11 protein-coding genes are annotated in these 15,173 nt (G+C 61.6%); 4 read left to right on the top strand and 7 right to left on the bottom strand.

From position 1 onward, the window contains the following. Positions 1–8: 8 nt before the first annotated feature. The 6 genes from IC234_RS06545 to asnB form a co-directional block, all read right to left on the bottom strand. On the bottom strand, positions 9–965 hold the full coding sequence (locus IC234_RS06545) for a glycosyltransferase family 2 protein (protein ID WP_190923048.1): 957 nt from the start codon (positions 963–965) through the stop codon (positions 9–11). A gap of 71 nt (positions 966–1,036) precedes the next feature. Beyond that, positions 1,037–1,990: a hypothetical protein gene (locus tag IC234_RS06540; protein WP_190923047.1), complete on the bottom strand. Its 954-nt coding sequence runs from the start codon at positions 1,988–1,990 to the stop codon at positions 1,037–1,039. Continuing rightward, entirely contained in the window at positions 1,972–2,394 is a 423-nt protein-coding gene (locus IC234_RS06535; RefSeq protein ID WP_190923046.1) for a sugar 3,4-ketoisomerase, read from the bottom strand. The genes IC234_RS06540 and IC234_RS06535 overlap by 19 nt, the downstream gene beginning before the upstream one ends. Before the next feature lie 80 nt (positions 2,395–2,474). After that, on the bottom strand, positions 2,475–3,428 hold the full coding sequence (locus IC234_RS06530; protein WP_190923045.1) for a UDP-glucuronic acid decarboxylase family protein: 954 nt from the start codon (positions 3,426–3,428) through the stop codon (positions 2,475–2,477). A 128-nt stretch (positions 3,429–3,556) separates the two neighbouring features. After that, a complete protein-coding gene (locus IC234_RS06525; RefSeq protein WP_190923044.1) occupies positions 3,557–4,900 on the bottom strand; it encodes a UDP-glucose dehydrogenase family protein in 1,344 nt (447 codons plus the stop codon). 82 nt (positions 4,901–4,982) lie between these two features. Continuing rightward, positions 4,983–6,890, bottom strand: a complete 1,908-nt coding sequence (asnB, locus tag IC234_RS06520; RefSeq protein ID WP_190923043.1) for an asparagine synthase (glutamine-hydrolyzing) — start codon at positions 6,888–6,890, stop codon at positions 4,983–4,985. Positions 6,891–7,076: 186 nt separating this feature from the next. Here asnB and IC234_RS06515 point away from each other — a divergent pair, with 186 nt between their 5' ends. Together IC234_RS06515 and IC234_RS06510 are read left to right on the top strand one after the other, a co-directional pair. Further along, entirely contained in the window at positions 7,077–7,568 is a 492-nt protein-coding gene (locus tag IC234_RS06515) for an acyl-CoA-binding protein (protein ID WP_190923042.1), read from the top strand. Between the two features lie 191 nt (positions 7,569–7,759). Then, positions 7,760–9,403, top strand: coding sequence for an amidase (locus IC234_RS06510; RefSeq protein ID WP_190923041.1), 1,644 nt, complete (start codon positions 7,760–7,762; stop codon positions 9,401–9,403). Between the two features lie 130 nt (positions 9,404–9,533). Here IC234_RS06510 and IC234_RS06505 read toward each other — a convergent pair whose 3' ends face one another. After that, a complete protein-coding gene (locus IC234_RS06505) occupies positions 9,534–10,955 on the bottom strand; it encodes an FAD-binding oxidoreductase (RefSeq protein WP_190923040.1) in 1,422 nt (473 codons plus the stop codon). A 74-nt stretch (positions 10,956–11,029) separates the two neighbouring features. Here IC234_RS06505 and IC234_RS06500 point away from each other — a divergent pair, with 74 nt between their 5' ends. After that, positions 11,030–11,632: a C40 family peptidase gene (locus IC234_RS06500; RefSeq protein ID WP_317173338.1), complete on the top strand. Its 603-nt coding sequence runs from the start codon at positions 11,030–11,032 to the stop codon at positions 11,630–11,632. Between the two features lie 163 nt (positions 11,633–11,795). Beyond that, on the top strand, positions 11,796–15,164 hold the full coding sequence (locus tag IC234_RS06495) for a TonB-dependent receptor (protein WP_190923039.1): 3,369 nt from the start codon (positions 11,796–11,798) through the stop codon (positions 15,162–15,164). Positions 15,165–15,173 lie beyond the last annotated feature (9 nt).

Genomic DNA, 15,173 nt, shown 5'->3' with positions numbered 1-15,173 from the left:
ACTGCGCGCTAGTGGCCACCCAGCTCTGTGCCAGGCAGCTCATACACGTCGCGCACCACGTAGAGCGGGCGTTGGCGGGCGGCATCGAGGCCGCGCCACACGTATTCGCCTATCACGCCGAGGGCCACCATCTGGAAAGCCGACACCACGAGCAGCACCACCATGAGCGTGGTCCAGCCGGCCGGCTCACTGGGATGCAGAAACTTCAGGGCAATGACGTAGAGCCCGTAAATGAGGGCGACGAGCCCCAGCCCCAGCCCCAGCACCGAGATAGCGCGAATGGGCACGAAGGAAAACGCCATCAGGGAATCGATGAGCAGTTTTATCTTCTTGGAAAGCGTCCAGCGCGACTTGCCAATCTGGCGCTTGCGCCGCGTGTAGGGAATGTTGACGTAGGCAAACCCCAGCCACACCATGAGGTAGAACACGTTGGAGTTGCGCTCGTGCAGCTTCAGCACCTCAGTGGCTACCTGCCGGTCAAAAAACACGAAGTCGAAGCCGCCGTCGGGGATGTTGCGCAGGGCCAGCTTCTTCATCAGCCAGTGAAACGTTTTGGCCAGGGTTTGCGACAAACCGGTTTCTTCCCGGTCCTGCCGGTTGCCGATAACCAGTTTGAAGCCCTGTTGCCAATGGCTATACATGCGGGCCATCAGTTCGGGCGGGTCCTGCAAATCGGCGGTGATGACGGCCAGGCAGTCGCCGGTGGCGTGGGCCATGCCGGCCACAATGGCATTATAAGAGCCCACGTTGCCGGCCAGGTCCACCACGCGGATGCGGCCCGGAAATTCCGCCTGGGCCCGGCGCAGGGCCCCGAGCGTGTCATCGCCGGAGCCATCGTTCACGAAAACGTACTCAAACGTGACTTCGGGCGGAAAATTGACCTCGTTGGCCACCAGCTCGCGCGACGTAACCGGGATATTCTCCTCGTTGAAGTAGCAGGGAATAATAACGGAAAGTTTGGGCATAGCAGAAGAGAGGCGAAGAGCGCAAATACGCCGGGCTGAAAAGCAAAGGCTGCAGCACGGAAAGGCCAAAGTTAATGGCTATTGCACGCCAATACGTGGCTAGTTGCGCCGAGCCGGAAGCCCAGCTTCTCGACCGTCCGAAATACAGCGTGGTTAGTGGCCTGGGTGGTCATCAGCACGGCTTCGTGGCCCAGGGCCTGGGCCCGACGCAGGGTTTCGGCCGTGAGGCGCAGGTGCCAGCCCCGGTTGGCTGGCCCCACGGCCGTGAGCAGCACCCGCGACAGCCGGGTGCCGAGGGCCTCAGCGTCGTGCGCTAGGTCGCTGATGGCCAGAAATGAATCGATGGGCAGGCCGGGCTCGTCGGGCACCAGCACGGTGGTGGCCAAGCCAGCACTCACGGTGTTTTCGGCGTAGCGGGCGAGGTAGGCATCGGCTCGTTCAAGGCCAAACCACGGGTCGGCGTGAAATCGGTCGTAGGGGTTGCGGGCCGTAGCGGCAATCCCGCCAACGTGCGCGGCGTCCCCTACTCCGGCCCCGCGCACCGGAAAGGCTGGAAATTGAAAGTTGGCCAGCTCGCTGCGGTAAAACGTGAGCCGGGTTTCGACCAGGCGCCACCCAGCGCCGGTAAGAGCCTGAAACAAACGTACGTCCTCGGCTGGCACGATGCTGAACGCATAAAAAGCCGGGTGCCGCGCTGCCAGATGCTCGCGCAAACCAACGGCCGCCTGGGTAAGTACCGCGGGCAAGGCTTCCGGGCCAAACAGGCCCGTGAACAACCGCAGCATGGGCGTGCCAAAGTACGCCGAATCCCAAGGCAGCGCCTGCCACAGCCAGCGCACGTCTGTGCTGCCGGGGGCGCTATAGGTTTCCTCCCCTGGCTGCCGACCCCAGCGAGCCGCGGCCCCGGTGCCAAACAACTCCTGCTGCCGCTTGGCGGGCAAGTGCCGCAGGAAATAGTAGGGCGAATAAAAGGCGAGGTCGGCCGCCCGCGCACCCACCAGCCCGGCTACGCTTTCGGCGCCCATGTCTGGCGGAAGGTGTCGTAGTCCCGAATGTAGTCGTCTTCGCGGTAGGGCTGCGAGGCCAGCGCCAGCTGCACCGCCGTGTGCGAATACTGCATGGTATGCCACGCGCAGGGCGGGATGTAAAGCCCCACGTAGGGGTCTTCGAGCCGGTGAATCTGGATATCGCCGTCGGCCAGCTCCGTCGTGACGATGATGCGGCCGGCCACCGCAATGAGCACCTGTTCGGTGCGGTGGTGCGCGTGGCGGCCCCGCACGATGCTTTCGGGGGTATAGTACGTCCAGAACACGCGCTGCACGGCAAAGGGCAGCGAGTCTTGTACGTTTTCGCCCACCGAGATGTACCCAATGCCCGGGTCGCCAAGCTTGGGGAAATGAATGAGATGCGGAGCGGGATAATCGGCCATAAAAACAAAAGTGGGGGATGAAAACGAAAAAAGAGCAGCTGGCTATGCCAACTGCTCTTTTTCGCCTTAGCGCGAAAGCTTTATTTCACGTGCTCCTTGAAATACTCCAGGGTGCGGCGCAGGCCTTCGGCGCGGTCCACCTTGGGCTCCCAGCCCAGGATTTCCTTGGCCTTGGTGATGTCCGGGCGGCGCTTCATGGGGTCGTTCTCGGGCAGGGCCTGGTAGGTCGGCTTGAACTCGACGCCGGTGAGGCGCGCGATTTCCTCGCCGAACTCCTTGATGGTGATTTCCGACGGGTTGCCGATGTTCACGGGCAAGTGGTAATCACTCAGCAGCAGGCGGTAAATGCCCTCCACGAGGTCGTCGACGTAGCAGAACGAGCGGGTCTGCGAGCCGTCGCCGAACACCGTCAGATTCTCGCCGCGCAGGGCCTGCGAGAGGAACGCCGGCAACACGCGGCCGTCGTCCAAGCGCATGCGCGGGCCGTAGGTGTTGAAGATGCGGATGATGCGCGTCTCCAAGCCGTGGTGGTTGTGGTAAGCCATGGTGATGGCCTCTTGGAAGCGCTTGGCTTCGTCGTAGCAGCCGCGCGGGCCCACGGGGTTCACGTTGCCGAAGTACTCCTCCACCTGGGGATGAATTTCGGGGTCGCCGTATACTTCCGAGGTGCTGGCAATCAGCATGCGGGCACCTTTCACGCGGGCCAGGCCCAGCAGGTTGTGCGTGCCGAGCGAGCCCACTTTCAGGGTCTGAATCGGAATTTTGAGGTAATCAATCGGCGAGGCCGGCGAGGCGAAGTGCAGGATGTAGTCCAGCTTGCCGGGCACGAACACGAACTTGCTCACGTCGGCCTGGTGGAATTCAAAATCGGGCCGCCCGAACAGGTGCTCAATGTTCTGGAGCGAACCCGTCACCAGGTTGTCCATGGCGATGACGTGGTAGCCTTCTTTCAGGAACCGGTCGCACAGGTGGGAGCCCAGAAAACCGGCGCCGCCGGTAATCAGAACGCGTTTTTTTTCGTTGGTATCAGTCATAGTATGTGATTAGGGCGTCATGCTGAGCGCAGTCGAAGCATCTCTACTGCGCGGGTGAATGATTGCTACTGCGGTAGAGATGCTTCGACTGCGCTCAGCATGACGTTCTATTTTATTGCAATGAAAACCTACGCCTTCACCGGCTCCTGGTGGTCGGTTTTCACGCCGATGCAGTGGTAGGCGAAGCCCAGGGCTTTCAGTTCGCTGGCTTCGTAGATGTTGCGCCCGTCGAAAATGACTTTCTGCTTCATCAGGCGCGACACCACGTCGAAGTTGGGCGAGCGGAAGTCGGGCCACTCGGTCACCACCAGCAGGGCGTCGGCGTCGATGAGGGCCGCAAATTCGTCCTTGGCGTAGGTAATGCTGTCGCCAATCATGTGCTGCGCCTCGGGCATGGCCACGGGGTCGTAGGCCGTCACGGTGCAGCCAGCGGCCAGCAGCTTCTCAATGATGACCAGCGAGGGAGCCTCGCGCATGTCATCGGTTTTGGGCTTGAAGGACAGGCCCCACAGGGCGATTTTCAGGCCCTTGAGGTTGCCACCGAAGTGACGGCTCACTTTGTTGAAGAGCACCGATTTCTGGTCCTCGTTCACGCTTTCCACGGCTTTGAGCACCTGCATCTGGTAGCCGTTTTCCTCGGCCGTTTTGATGAGCGCCTTCACGTCTTTGGGGAAGCAGGAGCCGCCGTAGCCGATGCCGGGGTAAATGAACTTGGTGCCAATGCGGGCGTCGGAGCCGATGCCCTGGCGCACCTTGTTCACGTCGGCGCCCATGATTTCACACAGGTTGGCCACGTCATTCATGAAGCTGATTTTGGTGGCCAGCATTGAGTTGGCAGCGTATTTCGTCATCTCCGCCGACGGAATGTCCATGAAGATGATGGGGTGGCCGTTCAGCAGGAAGGGCTTGTAGAGGCGACGCATCACCTCCTCGGCACGCTCCGACGACACGCCCACCACAATGCGGTCGGGCTTAAGGAAGTCGTCGATGGCGGCGCCTTCTTTCAGGAACTCGGGGTTGGAGGCCACGTCGAACTCGATGGTTTCGCCGCGCTTCTCGAGGGCTTTCTCAATTTCGGCGCGCACCTTGGCGGCCGTGCCCACGGGCACCGTGCTCTTGGTCACGATGACGCCGTAGCTGTTCATGTTCTCACCAATACTGCGGGCCACGGCCAGCACGTATTTCAAGTCGGCCGAGCCGTCTTCGCCGGGAGGCGTGCCCACGGCGATGAACGCCACGTCGCAATCCTTGATGGCTTCGCCGATGTTGGTGGAAAAGTGCAGACGGCCTTTTTCCACGTTGCGGCTCACCATTTCTTCGAGGCCGGGCTCGTAAATCGGCAAGATGCCTTTGTGCAGGTTGTCAATTTTCTTCTGGTCGATGTCGATGCACGTCACGTCGATGCCGACTTCGGCAAAGCACGTTCCGGTCACCAGGCCTACGTAGCCAGTGCCTACAATTGCGATTTTCATATAAAAAGGGTTGTGAGAAATTTCATTTTGGCCGCGCAAAGTTAGGGCAAGGGGCCGTTGGTTGCGCGTAGCAGGTGGCTAATTAGCTGGCCATGTACTGCTTCCACCACGTCTGGAACACGATGAGGCCCCAGATACGCGCGTGAACGTCACCGGGGTTGCGCGAAAACAGCTGCGCCTTCAGGTCGCGGATGGCCTGCACGTCGAAGATGCCCTGCGCCTCGATGAACTCGTCGCGCAGCAGGTCGTTTTCGATGAGGCCGCGGAGCTCGCCACGCATCCACTTCAGCAAGGGCACCTCGAAGCCGTGCTTGGGCCGGTCGTAGAGCTCGGCGGGCAGCTCGGAGCGGAAGGCGTCCTGCACAATTTTCTTTTTCATCGTGGCGTCCACCTTGCTGCTCACGGGCAGCGAGAAGGCGAAGTTGACGACCTTATAATCGAGGAACGGGGTGCGCACTTCCAGGGAGTTGGCCATGCTCATCAGGTCCACTTTCGTGAGCATGTCGTAGGGCAGCACCAGCTTCATGTCGGTGAGCAGCACCTCGTTGAGGTCGCCGTCGGAGTGCAGGTCTTCCAGAATGTCCTTGCGGCGCTTGGCGGCGGCTTTCTTGCCCACCTTACGGCGGCTGTCGGCGCTGAGCAGGCGGCGGGCGTCTTCGGGCGAGGCGAAGCTGGCCCAGTCCCAGTACCGGTCTTTCACGCCGGCCGTCATGCCGCGCGAGAAGCGCTGCAGCTGCCGGATGCGGTTGCCAAAGAAGCTGTTGCGCGACTTGGGCAGCGCGTCCCACACAAAGCCCAGGGCCGTCACGGCTTCGGCCTTCACGCCGCCCTGCCGCACTTTGAATTCGCCCATGTGCTTGTTGTAGCCGCCAAACATCTCGTCGGCGCCGTCGCCGCTCAGGGCCACGGTCACTTTTTGGCGGGTGCGCTGGCTGAGGATGTACACGGCCAGGGCCGAGGAGTCGGCAAACGGCTCATCGAGGTACGACAGCATGTCGTGGATGTGCTCGTAGAGGTCGTTGTTGGTGAGCGAGAACACCGTGTGGTTGGTGTTGTGCCGGGCCGCCACGAGGTTGGCGTACTTGGTTTCGTCGAAGAAAGGCTCGTCTTTGAAACCGATGCTGAACGTGTTGAGGTGGGGCGTGTGGCGGGCGGCCAGGGCCGTGATGACGCTGGAGTCGATGCCGCCGCTAAGGAAGGCCCCCAGCGGCACGTCGGCCACGAGGCGGCGCTGCACGGCGCCGTCCATCAGCTCGACCAGCTTCTTCTGCTGCTGCTCGTAGCTGAGCTTGGTTTTGGCGACTTTCTTGGGGTCGTAGGGGATTTTATACCAAGCCTTGCCCACCATTTTCCCGTCCTTGATGTAGAGGTAGTGGCCGGGCAGCAGCTTCTTCACGCCCTTGAAAATGCTGGCCGGGCCGGGAATGTAGTTGAGCTGCAGGTACTGGCTCAGGGCCACGTAGTCGAGCTTGCGGGGCACGCCCAGCGCCATCATCGACTTCATTTCCGAGGCGAAGAACAGCTTGTCCTCGTCGCGGTAAATCAGCAGCGGCTTCACGCCAAACCGGTCGCGGGCAATGAACAGGGAGTTTTCTTCCTTGTCGAAGATGGCCAGGCCGAAAAAGCCGTTCAGCTTCTTGATGAAGCTGCGGCCCTCAGTGATATAAAGCTGAAGAATGACTTCCGTATCGGTCTGCGAATGAAACACGCAGCCGCGCTTGATGAGCTTTTCGCGCAGCTCGCGGAAGTTGAAAATCTCGCCGTTAAATACGATGGTATAGCGGCCGGCGGCGTCGCTCATGGGCTGGTTGCCGTCGGCCGAGAGGTCGAGAATGGCCAGGCGCCGAAAGCCCAGTCCGCACTGGTCGTACACAAAATGGCCCTCCGAATCAGGACCGCGGCGAATGATGGCGTCGGTCGACGCCTGCAGGTTGGCCAAAGACTGGCGACCCGTTTCGGTAAAGGCAAATACTCCGGTTATTCCGCACATAGTAGCGCGCAAAAGTACGACCCGGCAACCTAAAGGTTGGTGCCGGGGTATTACGAATAAGGGAATCGCCTCAATTCCCCCTGACCGGCGCCGGGTTATGCGGCGCTGCGGTCACGCTTCCCAGTGGGGTTTCGCTCAGCCCCTGCCCTTCTGCCTACCGTTTCACCTTCCCATCTTTTCTTTCCCATGAACCTCAACGAGCAATTTCAAGCCGCCGCCCAGCAAGTCAACAACCTGCCCGATAACGTGGCGGCCCAGCACATGACCGAGCTTTACGGCCTCTACAAGCAAGCCACCGAAGGCGACGTAAACATGAAGCCCGACGAAGTAGACCCCAACGCCGCCGACCAGGCCAACGGCCCCGCCGGCCTCTCGCAGGCCCAGTGGGACTCCTGGAACCAGTTTAAAGGCGTGCCCCAGGACGAAGCCAAGCAGCGCTACGTGGCCCGCGCCACGGAAATTGCCGGCAGCACCTCCGACACGCCCACCAACGCAGTGCCGACCGATGCCGCCACCAACGCCCCCGCCGGGCGCCCCAACGCCGACACCGACAACACCACCAGCTCGCGCCAGCCCGACCACGGCCCCGGCCAAAGCACCCAGGGCGGCTTGCGCGGCGACATCACGGCCGGCGCTCCCTACGGCGGCGAAGACAAGCTGAAAGGCGAACAGGAATAACGCCGCGTCGGCTACTCAGTCAGCAACGCAAACGAGAAGCGTCAGAAGGCAATCCCGAGCGTGGGGCTGCCTTCTGACGCTTCTCGTTTGCATTGTTGACCGAGGGCTGAGGGCAAGGTCACGCAGAGTTGGTTTCAACTGTATCATTGCCCTCCGGAGCAGCCCCGCTCCTGCTTAGCCTCCCAGCCTCTATGGACCGTCGCCTGTTTTTGCACCAAAGCACCCGCGTGGCCCTCACGGCCGCCCTGCTGCCCCCCGTGGCCTGCCAAACCACTACTGATAAGAAAATGACTGCTGAGGCGGCCGAAGCCGCCGGCCCACCTTCGGCCGATGCCGCGCCCTTCGCCCTGCACGAAGCCACCGTGGCCGACCTGCAGGACCGCATGGCGAAGGGCACCGAAACCGCCCGTAGCCTGAGCGAGAAGTACCTGGAGCGCATCAAGGCCCTGAACGAGGCCGGGCCCATGCTGCGGGCCGTCATCGAGGCCAACCCCGACGCACTGAAAATTGCCGACGGGCTGGACCAGGAGCGCAAAGCCGGCAAGCTGCGCGGGCCGCTGCACGGCATCCCGGTGCTGATTAAGGACAACATCGACAGCGGCGACCAGATGATGACCACCGCCGGCGCGCTGGCCCTACACGGGCACAAGGCCAGGCAGGATGCCTTCATTGTGCAGAAGCTGCGGGCTGCTGGCGCCGTGCTCCTGGGCAAAACCAACCTGAGTGAATGGGCCAACTTCCGCTCCTCGCACTCGGTGAGCGGCTGGAGCAGCCGGGGCCAGCAGAGCCGCAACCCGTACGTGCTCGACCGCAGCACCAGCGGCAGCAGCTCAGGCTCGGGCGCGGCCGTGGCGGCCAACCTGTGCGCCATTGCCATCGGGACCGAAACCGACGGGTCGGTGGTGTCGCCGTCGTCGTGCAACGGGCTGGTGGGGCTCAAGCCCACGGTGGGGTTGCTGAGCCGTAGCGGCATCATTCCCATTTCGAGCACCCAGGACACGGCCGGGCCCATGGCGCGCACCGTGCGCGACGCGGCCCTGCTGCTGGCCGCCCTGCAAGGCCCCGACCCAGCCGACCCGGCCCGGCTGCCCCTGCCGGCCGCCCTTGCTGCCGATTATACGCCTTTCCTCAAAGCCGATGCGCTGAAAGGCCAGCGGCTGGGCGTGGAAAAAGCCCACCTCAACGGCCCGCCCGCCGTGGCCAAGCTGCTGAAAGCCGCTGTAGAAGCCCTGAAAGCCCAGGGCGCCACCGTGGTGGAAATCGAGTTGAATAAACTGGTGAATCCGCTCGGAGAAGCCGAATTCGACGTGCTGCTCTACGAATTCAAGGACGGGGTGAATAAGTACCTGGCCGGCGCCGGGGCGTCGGTAAAAAACCTGGCCGACGTCATTGCCTACAACAACGCCCACGCCGCCGAGGCCATGCCCATCTTCGGCCAGGAAACCCTTATTCGGGCCGAAGCCACCGACGGCCTGGGCAACGCCAAATACAAAGCCGCCGTGCAGAAAAGCGTAAGCGGCGCCCGCCAGGCCATCGATTCCCTGCTGAAAGCCAATCAGCTCGCAGCCATCGTGGGCGTAACCACGGGCCCGGCCTGGTGCATCGATTGGGTGAACGGCGACTACTCCACGGGGGTGGATTTTTCCTCGCCGGCGGCCATGGCGGGCTACCCGCACCTCACCGTGCCCATGGGGCAGGTACGCGGGCTGCCGGTGGGGCTGTCGTTCGTGGGCTCCGCGTATCAGGAGGGCAAACTATTGGGGCTGGGCTACGCCTACGAGCAGGCCACGCACCACCGCGCGGCACCGAAGTTTTTGCCGACGGTGCAGGCGTGACCTCACCCCCTGACCCCCTCTCCAAAAAAGAGGGGGCACCGGTTCGTGAAGTCGATGCTTTATTCAGTCGTCAGGAGTACGGCCGGTGCCCCCTCTTTTTTGGAGAGGGGGTCAGGGGGTGAGGTCTCCGTTAGAAAATCTTACCCGGATTCAAAATACCATTCGGGTCGAACACCTTTTTGATGCCGCGCATCAACTCCAGATTGGCTTCTTTCAGGGCAATGCCGATGTAGCCTTTCTGCACCAGACCGATGCCGTGCTCGCCCGAGATGGTGCCGCCCAGCTTCACGCAGAGCTCAAAAATTTCGGAGATGGGCTGGCGCAGGCCCACGTTCCACATCTCGTCGTCAAGGTCGCCGCGAATGATGTTGACGTGCAGGTTACCGTCGCCGGCGTGGCCGTAGCACACGCTTTTGAAGCCGTAGCGGGCGCCGATTTCCTTCACGCCCTTCAGCAGCGTGGGCAGCTCGGCGCGGGGCACCACGGTGTCTTCTTCCTTGTATACGGAGTTGTAGCGGACGGAATTGCCGATGTTGCGGCGGATTTTCCAGAGCTCGTCTTTCTGCGTGGCGTTGTCGGCGAGCAGGATTTCGCCCACGTCGTACTTCTCGAGCACACCGTACACCTGCTCCGCCTCCTTATAAAGTTGGTCCAGGTCCTGGCCATCGAGCTCGATGAGCAGGTGAGCTTTAATGTCTTCGGGCAGGGTGAGCGGAATTTTCAAATAATCGGACGACCAGGCAATGGCCTCGCGCTCCATAAACTCCATGCCCGAGGGGATGATGCCCGCCCGAAACACGGCCGACACGGCATCGGCGGCCTCTTCTTCCTTGCGGAAGGGCACCAGCATGAGGATGTTCTGCTGCGGGAAAGGCAGCAGGCGAAACACCACTTTGGTGATGATGCCCAGGGTGCCCTCGGAGCCCACCATGAGCTGGGTGAGGTTGTAGCCGGTGGAATTTTTGAGGGTGTTGGCGGCCGTCCAGATGACGTCGCCGGTGGGTAGCACCACCTGCAGGTTGAGCACGTAGTCTTTGGTGGTGCCGTATTTCACGGCTTTGGGGCCGCCGCTGCTGTGGGCCAGGTTGCCGCCCAGGGAGCAGCTGCCTTTGCTGGCCGGGTCGGGTGGGTAGAACAGGCCCACTTCCTTCACCGCGTTCTGAAACGCCTCGTTCACCACGCCCGGCTCCACGGTGGCCTGCAGGTTGCGCTCGTCGATTTGCAGGATTTTATTGAGCCGCTCGGTGCTCAGCACCACGCCGTGGTGGATGGGCAGCGCCCCGCCGCTGAGACCGGTGCCGGCGCCGCGCGGCGTGACGGGAATGCGGTGCTCGTGGCACAGGCGCATAATCTGGCCGATTTCCTCGGCCGTGCCGGGACGCAGCACCACGTCGGGCGCAAAGTGAAAGTCCTCGGTGTGGTCGCGGCCGTAGTCGGCGTAGGCATCGGCGGTGGCGGCGGCTTCGGCGCGCTGGGCCGTGAGCACGTGCGCGGGGCCAACGATGGCCTCGAAGGCCACTAATAATTCGGGGGTAAGGGCGTTGAAAGGCATGAGCGGTTAAACTGAACAGGCCGCGCAAACTATCTTTGCGGCCAATGAGGAGGGCGACAACGAAGATACTACCGGTGCTGCTGCTGACTTTGCTCGGGCTGGCCAGCTGCCACCGCAAGCTCAACTACCGCGACGGCCAGTACCGCTCGGCCCGCGAAATGGTCCGGCTGAAAAAAGGCGGCCGCGCCGCGCCCACCCGCCCCGGCAGCAAGGTGAAAGTGGTGAGCGCCACGCCCAGCGGCGGCAAAAACAAGGTGGTGAAGCGCCCGGCCCGCATGGGCAGCGCCACCGGCACGCTGGCCTCGGTGATTGAGGCGGCCCGTTCTTACCAGGGCACCCCCTACCTCTACGGCGGCACCACGCGCCTGGGCCTCGACTGCTCGGGGCTGCTGCAATTGTCGTTTGGCGCGGCCGGCGTCAGCATCCCGCGCTCGTCAAACGAGCAGGCCGTATGGGGCGACCCCATCAAGAGCACCGACCTGCAGCCCGGCGATTTGGTGTTTTTCGGCGCCTCGCCCGGTAGCCGCGCCATCACCCACGTGGGGCTGGTCACTGTGTCCGACGAAGAAGGCGTGGATTTCATCCATGCCTCGACCTCGCTGGGGGTGGTGGAGAACAGCCTAGAGTCCGATTATTACCTCAGCCGGTTTATTCGCGCGGTGCGGCCTCGTTTGTAATATTCCGCCGCTACCTTTGCGGAGCTAACGCTTCGATGTGCCCTGCCGGGTTAATGGTAAAACTCCCATAATATTGGCTCTTTCGCCCCGGCGTTACCTTTGCATTGCCTGCTGCACTCACCTGTATTTTACTTATCCCACTGTTTCACCAACTCTTTTTTGTATGAATAATTCACGTTTACGCCATTTTTTCCTGGTGGCGTTGATGCTCCTCACGGCTCACTTGGGCTGGAGTCAGGGGGCCACTACCGCGGCCATGAGCGGGGTGGTTTCCGACAAAGACGGCGCAGGCCTGCCCGGTGCCACGGTTATCGCAGTACACACTCCTACGAATACGCAGTACGTGGCCCCCACCAACTCGGATGGCCGCTTCAACATTCAAGGCATGCGCGTGGGCGGCCCCTACACGGTGAAAATCACTTTTGTGGGCTACCAAGACGTAAACCGGGGCGACATCTTCCTGGCCCTGGGCCAGAACCTGCGCCTAGACGTGGCCCTCACCACCTCGACCACTGAACTGACCGAGGTGACCGTGAGCGGCCGCCGCGACCCGGTTATCAACGCCGGCCGCACCGGTGCCGAAACCAACATCAGCCGCGAGCAAATCACGCGTCTGCCCACCCTGAGCCGCTCGCTCAACGACTTCACCCGCCTCACGCCGCAGGCGGGCGGCGGCGGCAGCTCGTCGTTTGGCGGCGCCAACAACCGCTACAACAACATCACCATCGACGGCGCCGTGAACAACGACGTGTTCGGTTTGGCGGGTTCGGGCACGCCCGGCGGCCAAGCCAACACCAACCCCATCGCCCTCGACGCCATCGACCAGATTCAGGTAGTGCTGGCGCCTTACGACGTGACCCTCGGCAACTTCACCGGCGCCGGCGTGAACGCCATCACCCGCTCGGGTACCAACGACCTGTCGGCTTCGGTTTACGGTTTCGGCCGCAACCAGAACACCATTGGCAAGAGCGTGACCGAGCCCCGTGTGAAAGCTGACCAGTTTTCGAACTATACCACCGGTTTCCGCGTGGGCGGCGCCGTGGTGAAAGACAAGGTGTTCTTCTTCCTGAACGGCGAAATTGCCCGCGTAAATACGCCCCTCGCCTTCGTGCCCGGCACCGGCGACTCGCGCGTGACCACGGCCGACCTTGACCGCATCCGCAAGGCTTCGCTGACGGCCGTGTACCCTGCTGGTCACCCGCGCGCAGGCCAACTCATCTATGGCGGCTACGACCCCGGCACCTACGGCAACGAGTTGACGCGCCGCACCGAAAGCAACAAGATTTTTGCTCGTCTGGACTTCAACATTTCGGAAAACACCACCCTGACGCTGCGCCACAACTTCGTTAAAGCGTTCGATGACAACATTACACGTGCCGCCAACAACGTGCGTTTCAGCAACAATGCCTACAAATTCAACAACTTGACCAACAGCACGGTTGCCGAATTGAACTCGCGTTTCTCGGGTGGCTTCTCCAACAAGCTCATCCTAACCTACACGGCCATCCGCGACTCGCGCGACGTGCTGGGTGCGCCCGGTCCGGCATACCAGATTGTGGACAACGGCAATACCTACAACTTGGGCCAAGAGCGTAGCTCTGTGGCCAACCAGCTTGACCAAGACATTGTGGAGGTCACCGATAACCTGACCAAAGCTTTCGGCAAGCACACCATCACCATTGGCACGCACAACGAGTTCTTTAAGTTCCGCAACTTGTTCTTGAACAACGGCGCCGGCTATTACATCTTCGGCGCCACCGACTCCATCCGTGCAGTGCCTGCTACTGCCACCACTAACGCTATAGCCCGCGTTCCAGCCTATTCAGGCATTGAGAACTTTGAGCGAGGCCGCGCTACTCGCATTCAGGCCAGCTACCCCACGGCAGACAACGGCGAAGCCAGATTCAAGGCTGCCCAACTCGGCTTTTATGTGCAAGACGAGTACACCCCCATCGAAAATCTGCGACTGACCTACGGCCTGCGCGTCGACGTGCCGCTATTCATCGACAAGCCGGGCAACAACACGGCGTTCAACACTTTCGTGAACGGTGCCAACCCAGGCTTCAACACCGACTACAAAACAACCAATACACCCAACGGCCAGTTGCTGTTCTCGCCCCGTTTGGGTTTCAACTGGGACGTAGACAACAACGCCAAAATACAGTTGCGTGGTGGTACCGGTATCTTCTCCGGCCGCGTGCCCTTCGTGTGGATTTCGAACAGTTACACCAACAGCGGTATCATTCAGGGCTCGGTGGACCAGACCGGCACGGCCGCCATTCCCTTCACCCCCGCGGCCGGCGGCAACCCGGCGGTGCTGGGCACGGCGTCCTCGCCCGTTCTACGAGATATCAAACTGACATCTAGCGAAATTGCCACGGGCTATAGCTCGGTGCCAACCAGCCAAATCAACTTGGTGCGCAACGACTTCAAGCTCCCGCAGGTGTGGCGCTCAAACCTAGCCGTTGATTTCCGCCTCCCCGGCGATGTAGTGGCTACCTTAGAGGGCATTTACTCCAAGACCATCAACGACATCTACTACAAAGACATCAACCTGACCGACCCGGTGGGACGCCTCGCTGGCCCCGACCAGCGCCCCATATACGGCGCTTCTTCTGCCGCTCGCCGCATCGACCAGCGCTACACCAACGTGTACTTGCTCGACAACACCAGCAAGGGCTACCGCTACAACGCCACCTTCCAATTGCAGAAGCGCTTCAACAACGGCTTGAACGCTACCGCCGCCTACACCTACGGCGAATCGAAAGAAGTGAACAGCGGCTCGAGCAGCACCGCTTCGTCGAACTACCAGTTCAACCAGATTCAGTACGACCCGAACAACCCCGAGTTGGGCTACTCGCGCAACGACCAACGCCATCGCGTCATCGGCAGCGCCGGCTACACCTTCCGCTACGCCAACGACAAGCTGGCCACCGGCATCACCCTGTTCTACGAAGGCCTCTCGGGCCAGCCCCTGACCTACATCTACGGCCAGAATTCTGACCTGAACCGCGACGGCAACACCGGCAACGACCTGCTCTACATTCCCCGCAACGTGCGCGATATCAACGAAATCAACTTGCAAAAGTCGCCCTCAGTAAACGGTGTGGCTGACCCCCGCACGATTACCGAGATTCAAGACCAATTGGATGCTTTCATCGAGAACGACCCCTACCTGCGCACGCACCGCGGCCAGGTAGCCGAGCGCTTCGCCGCGCGTCTGCCTTGGACTCATCAAATCGACCTTCGCGTGGCCCAGGATTTTAACTTCATGGCCGGCGGCAAGAAAAACAGCATCCAAGTGACCTTCGATATTCAGAATGTGGGCAACCTGCTCAACAACGACTGGGGCCGCCAGTACACCGTGGCCAACAACGCCACCGAATTGCTGCGCGTGAACAGCACGGCCCCCGGCGCGCAGCCGACTTTCTCTTTCCCCTCGACGTTCGCCATCACCAACCGTCCTTACGACTTTGCGCCTTTCTTCTCGCGGTGGCAGGGCCAGCTGGGCGTGCGTTACAGCTTCAACTAATACATCAGC

The sequence above is a fragment of the Hymenobacter armeniacus genome (genome assembly GCF_014699055.1).
GTDB lineage: Bacteria > Bacteroidota > Bacteroidia > Cytophagales > Hymenobacteraceae > Hymenobacter > Hymenobacter armeniacus.
The sequence above is the reverse complement of the archived record's forward strand: the minus strand, read 5'-3'. Positions and strand labels throughout refer to the sequence as shown.

Excerpts from the sequence above, each read along its gene's own strand:
- IC234_RS06545 (WP_190923048.1), bottom strand. The coding sequence starts at position 965 with ATGCCCAAACTTTCCGTTATTATTCCCTGCTACTTCAACGAGGAGAAT.
- IC234_RS06540 (WP_190923047.1), bottom strand. The coding sequence starts at position 1,990 with ATGGGCGCCGAAAGCGTAGCCGGGCTGGTGGGTGCGCGGGCGGCCGAC.
- IC234_RS06535 (WP_190923046.1), bottom strand. The coding sequence starts at position 2,394 with ATGGCCGATTATCCCGCTCCGCATCTCATTCATTTCCCCAAGCTTGGC.
- IC234_RS06530 (WP_190923045.1), bottom strand. The coding sequence starts at position 3,428 with ATGACTGATACCAACGAAAAAAAACGCGTTCTGATTACCGGCGGCGCC.
- IC234_RS06525 (WP_190923044.1), bottom strand. The coding sequence starts at position 4,900 with ATGAAAATCGCAATTGTAGGCACTGGCTACGTAGGCCTGGTGACCGGA.
- asnB (WP_190923043.1), bottom strand. The coding sequence starts at position 6,890 with ATGTGCGGAATAACCGGAGTATTTGCCTTTACCGAAACGGGTCGCCAG.
- IC234_RS06515 (WP_190923042.1), top strand. The coding sequence starts at position 7,077 with ATGAACCTCAACGAGCAATTTCAAGCCGCCGCCCAGCAAGTCAACAAC.
- IC234_RS06510 (WP_190923041.1), top strand. The coding sequence starts at position 7,760 with ATGGACCGTCGCCTGTTTTTGCACCAAAGCACCCGCGTGGCCCTCACG.
- IC234_RS06505 (WP_190923040.1), bottom strand. The coding sequence starts at position 10,955 with ATGCCTTTCAACGCCCTTACCCCCGAATTATTAGTGGCCTTCGAGGCC.
- IC234_RS06495 (WP_190923039.1), top strand. The coding sequence starts at position 11,796 with ATGAATAATTCACGTTTACGCCATTTTTTCCTGGTGGCGTTGATGCTC.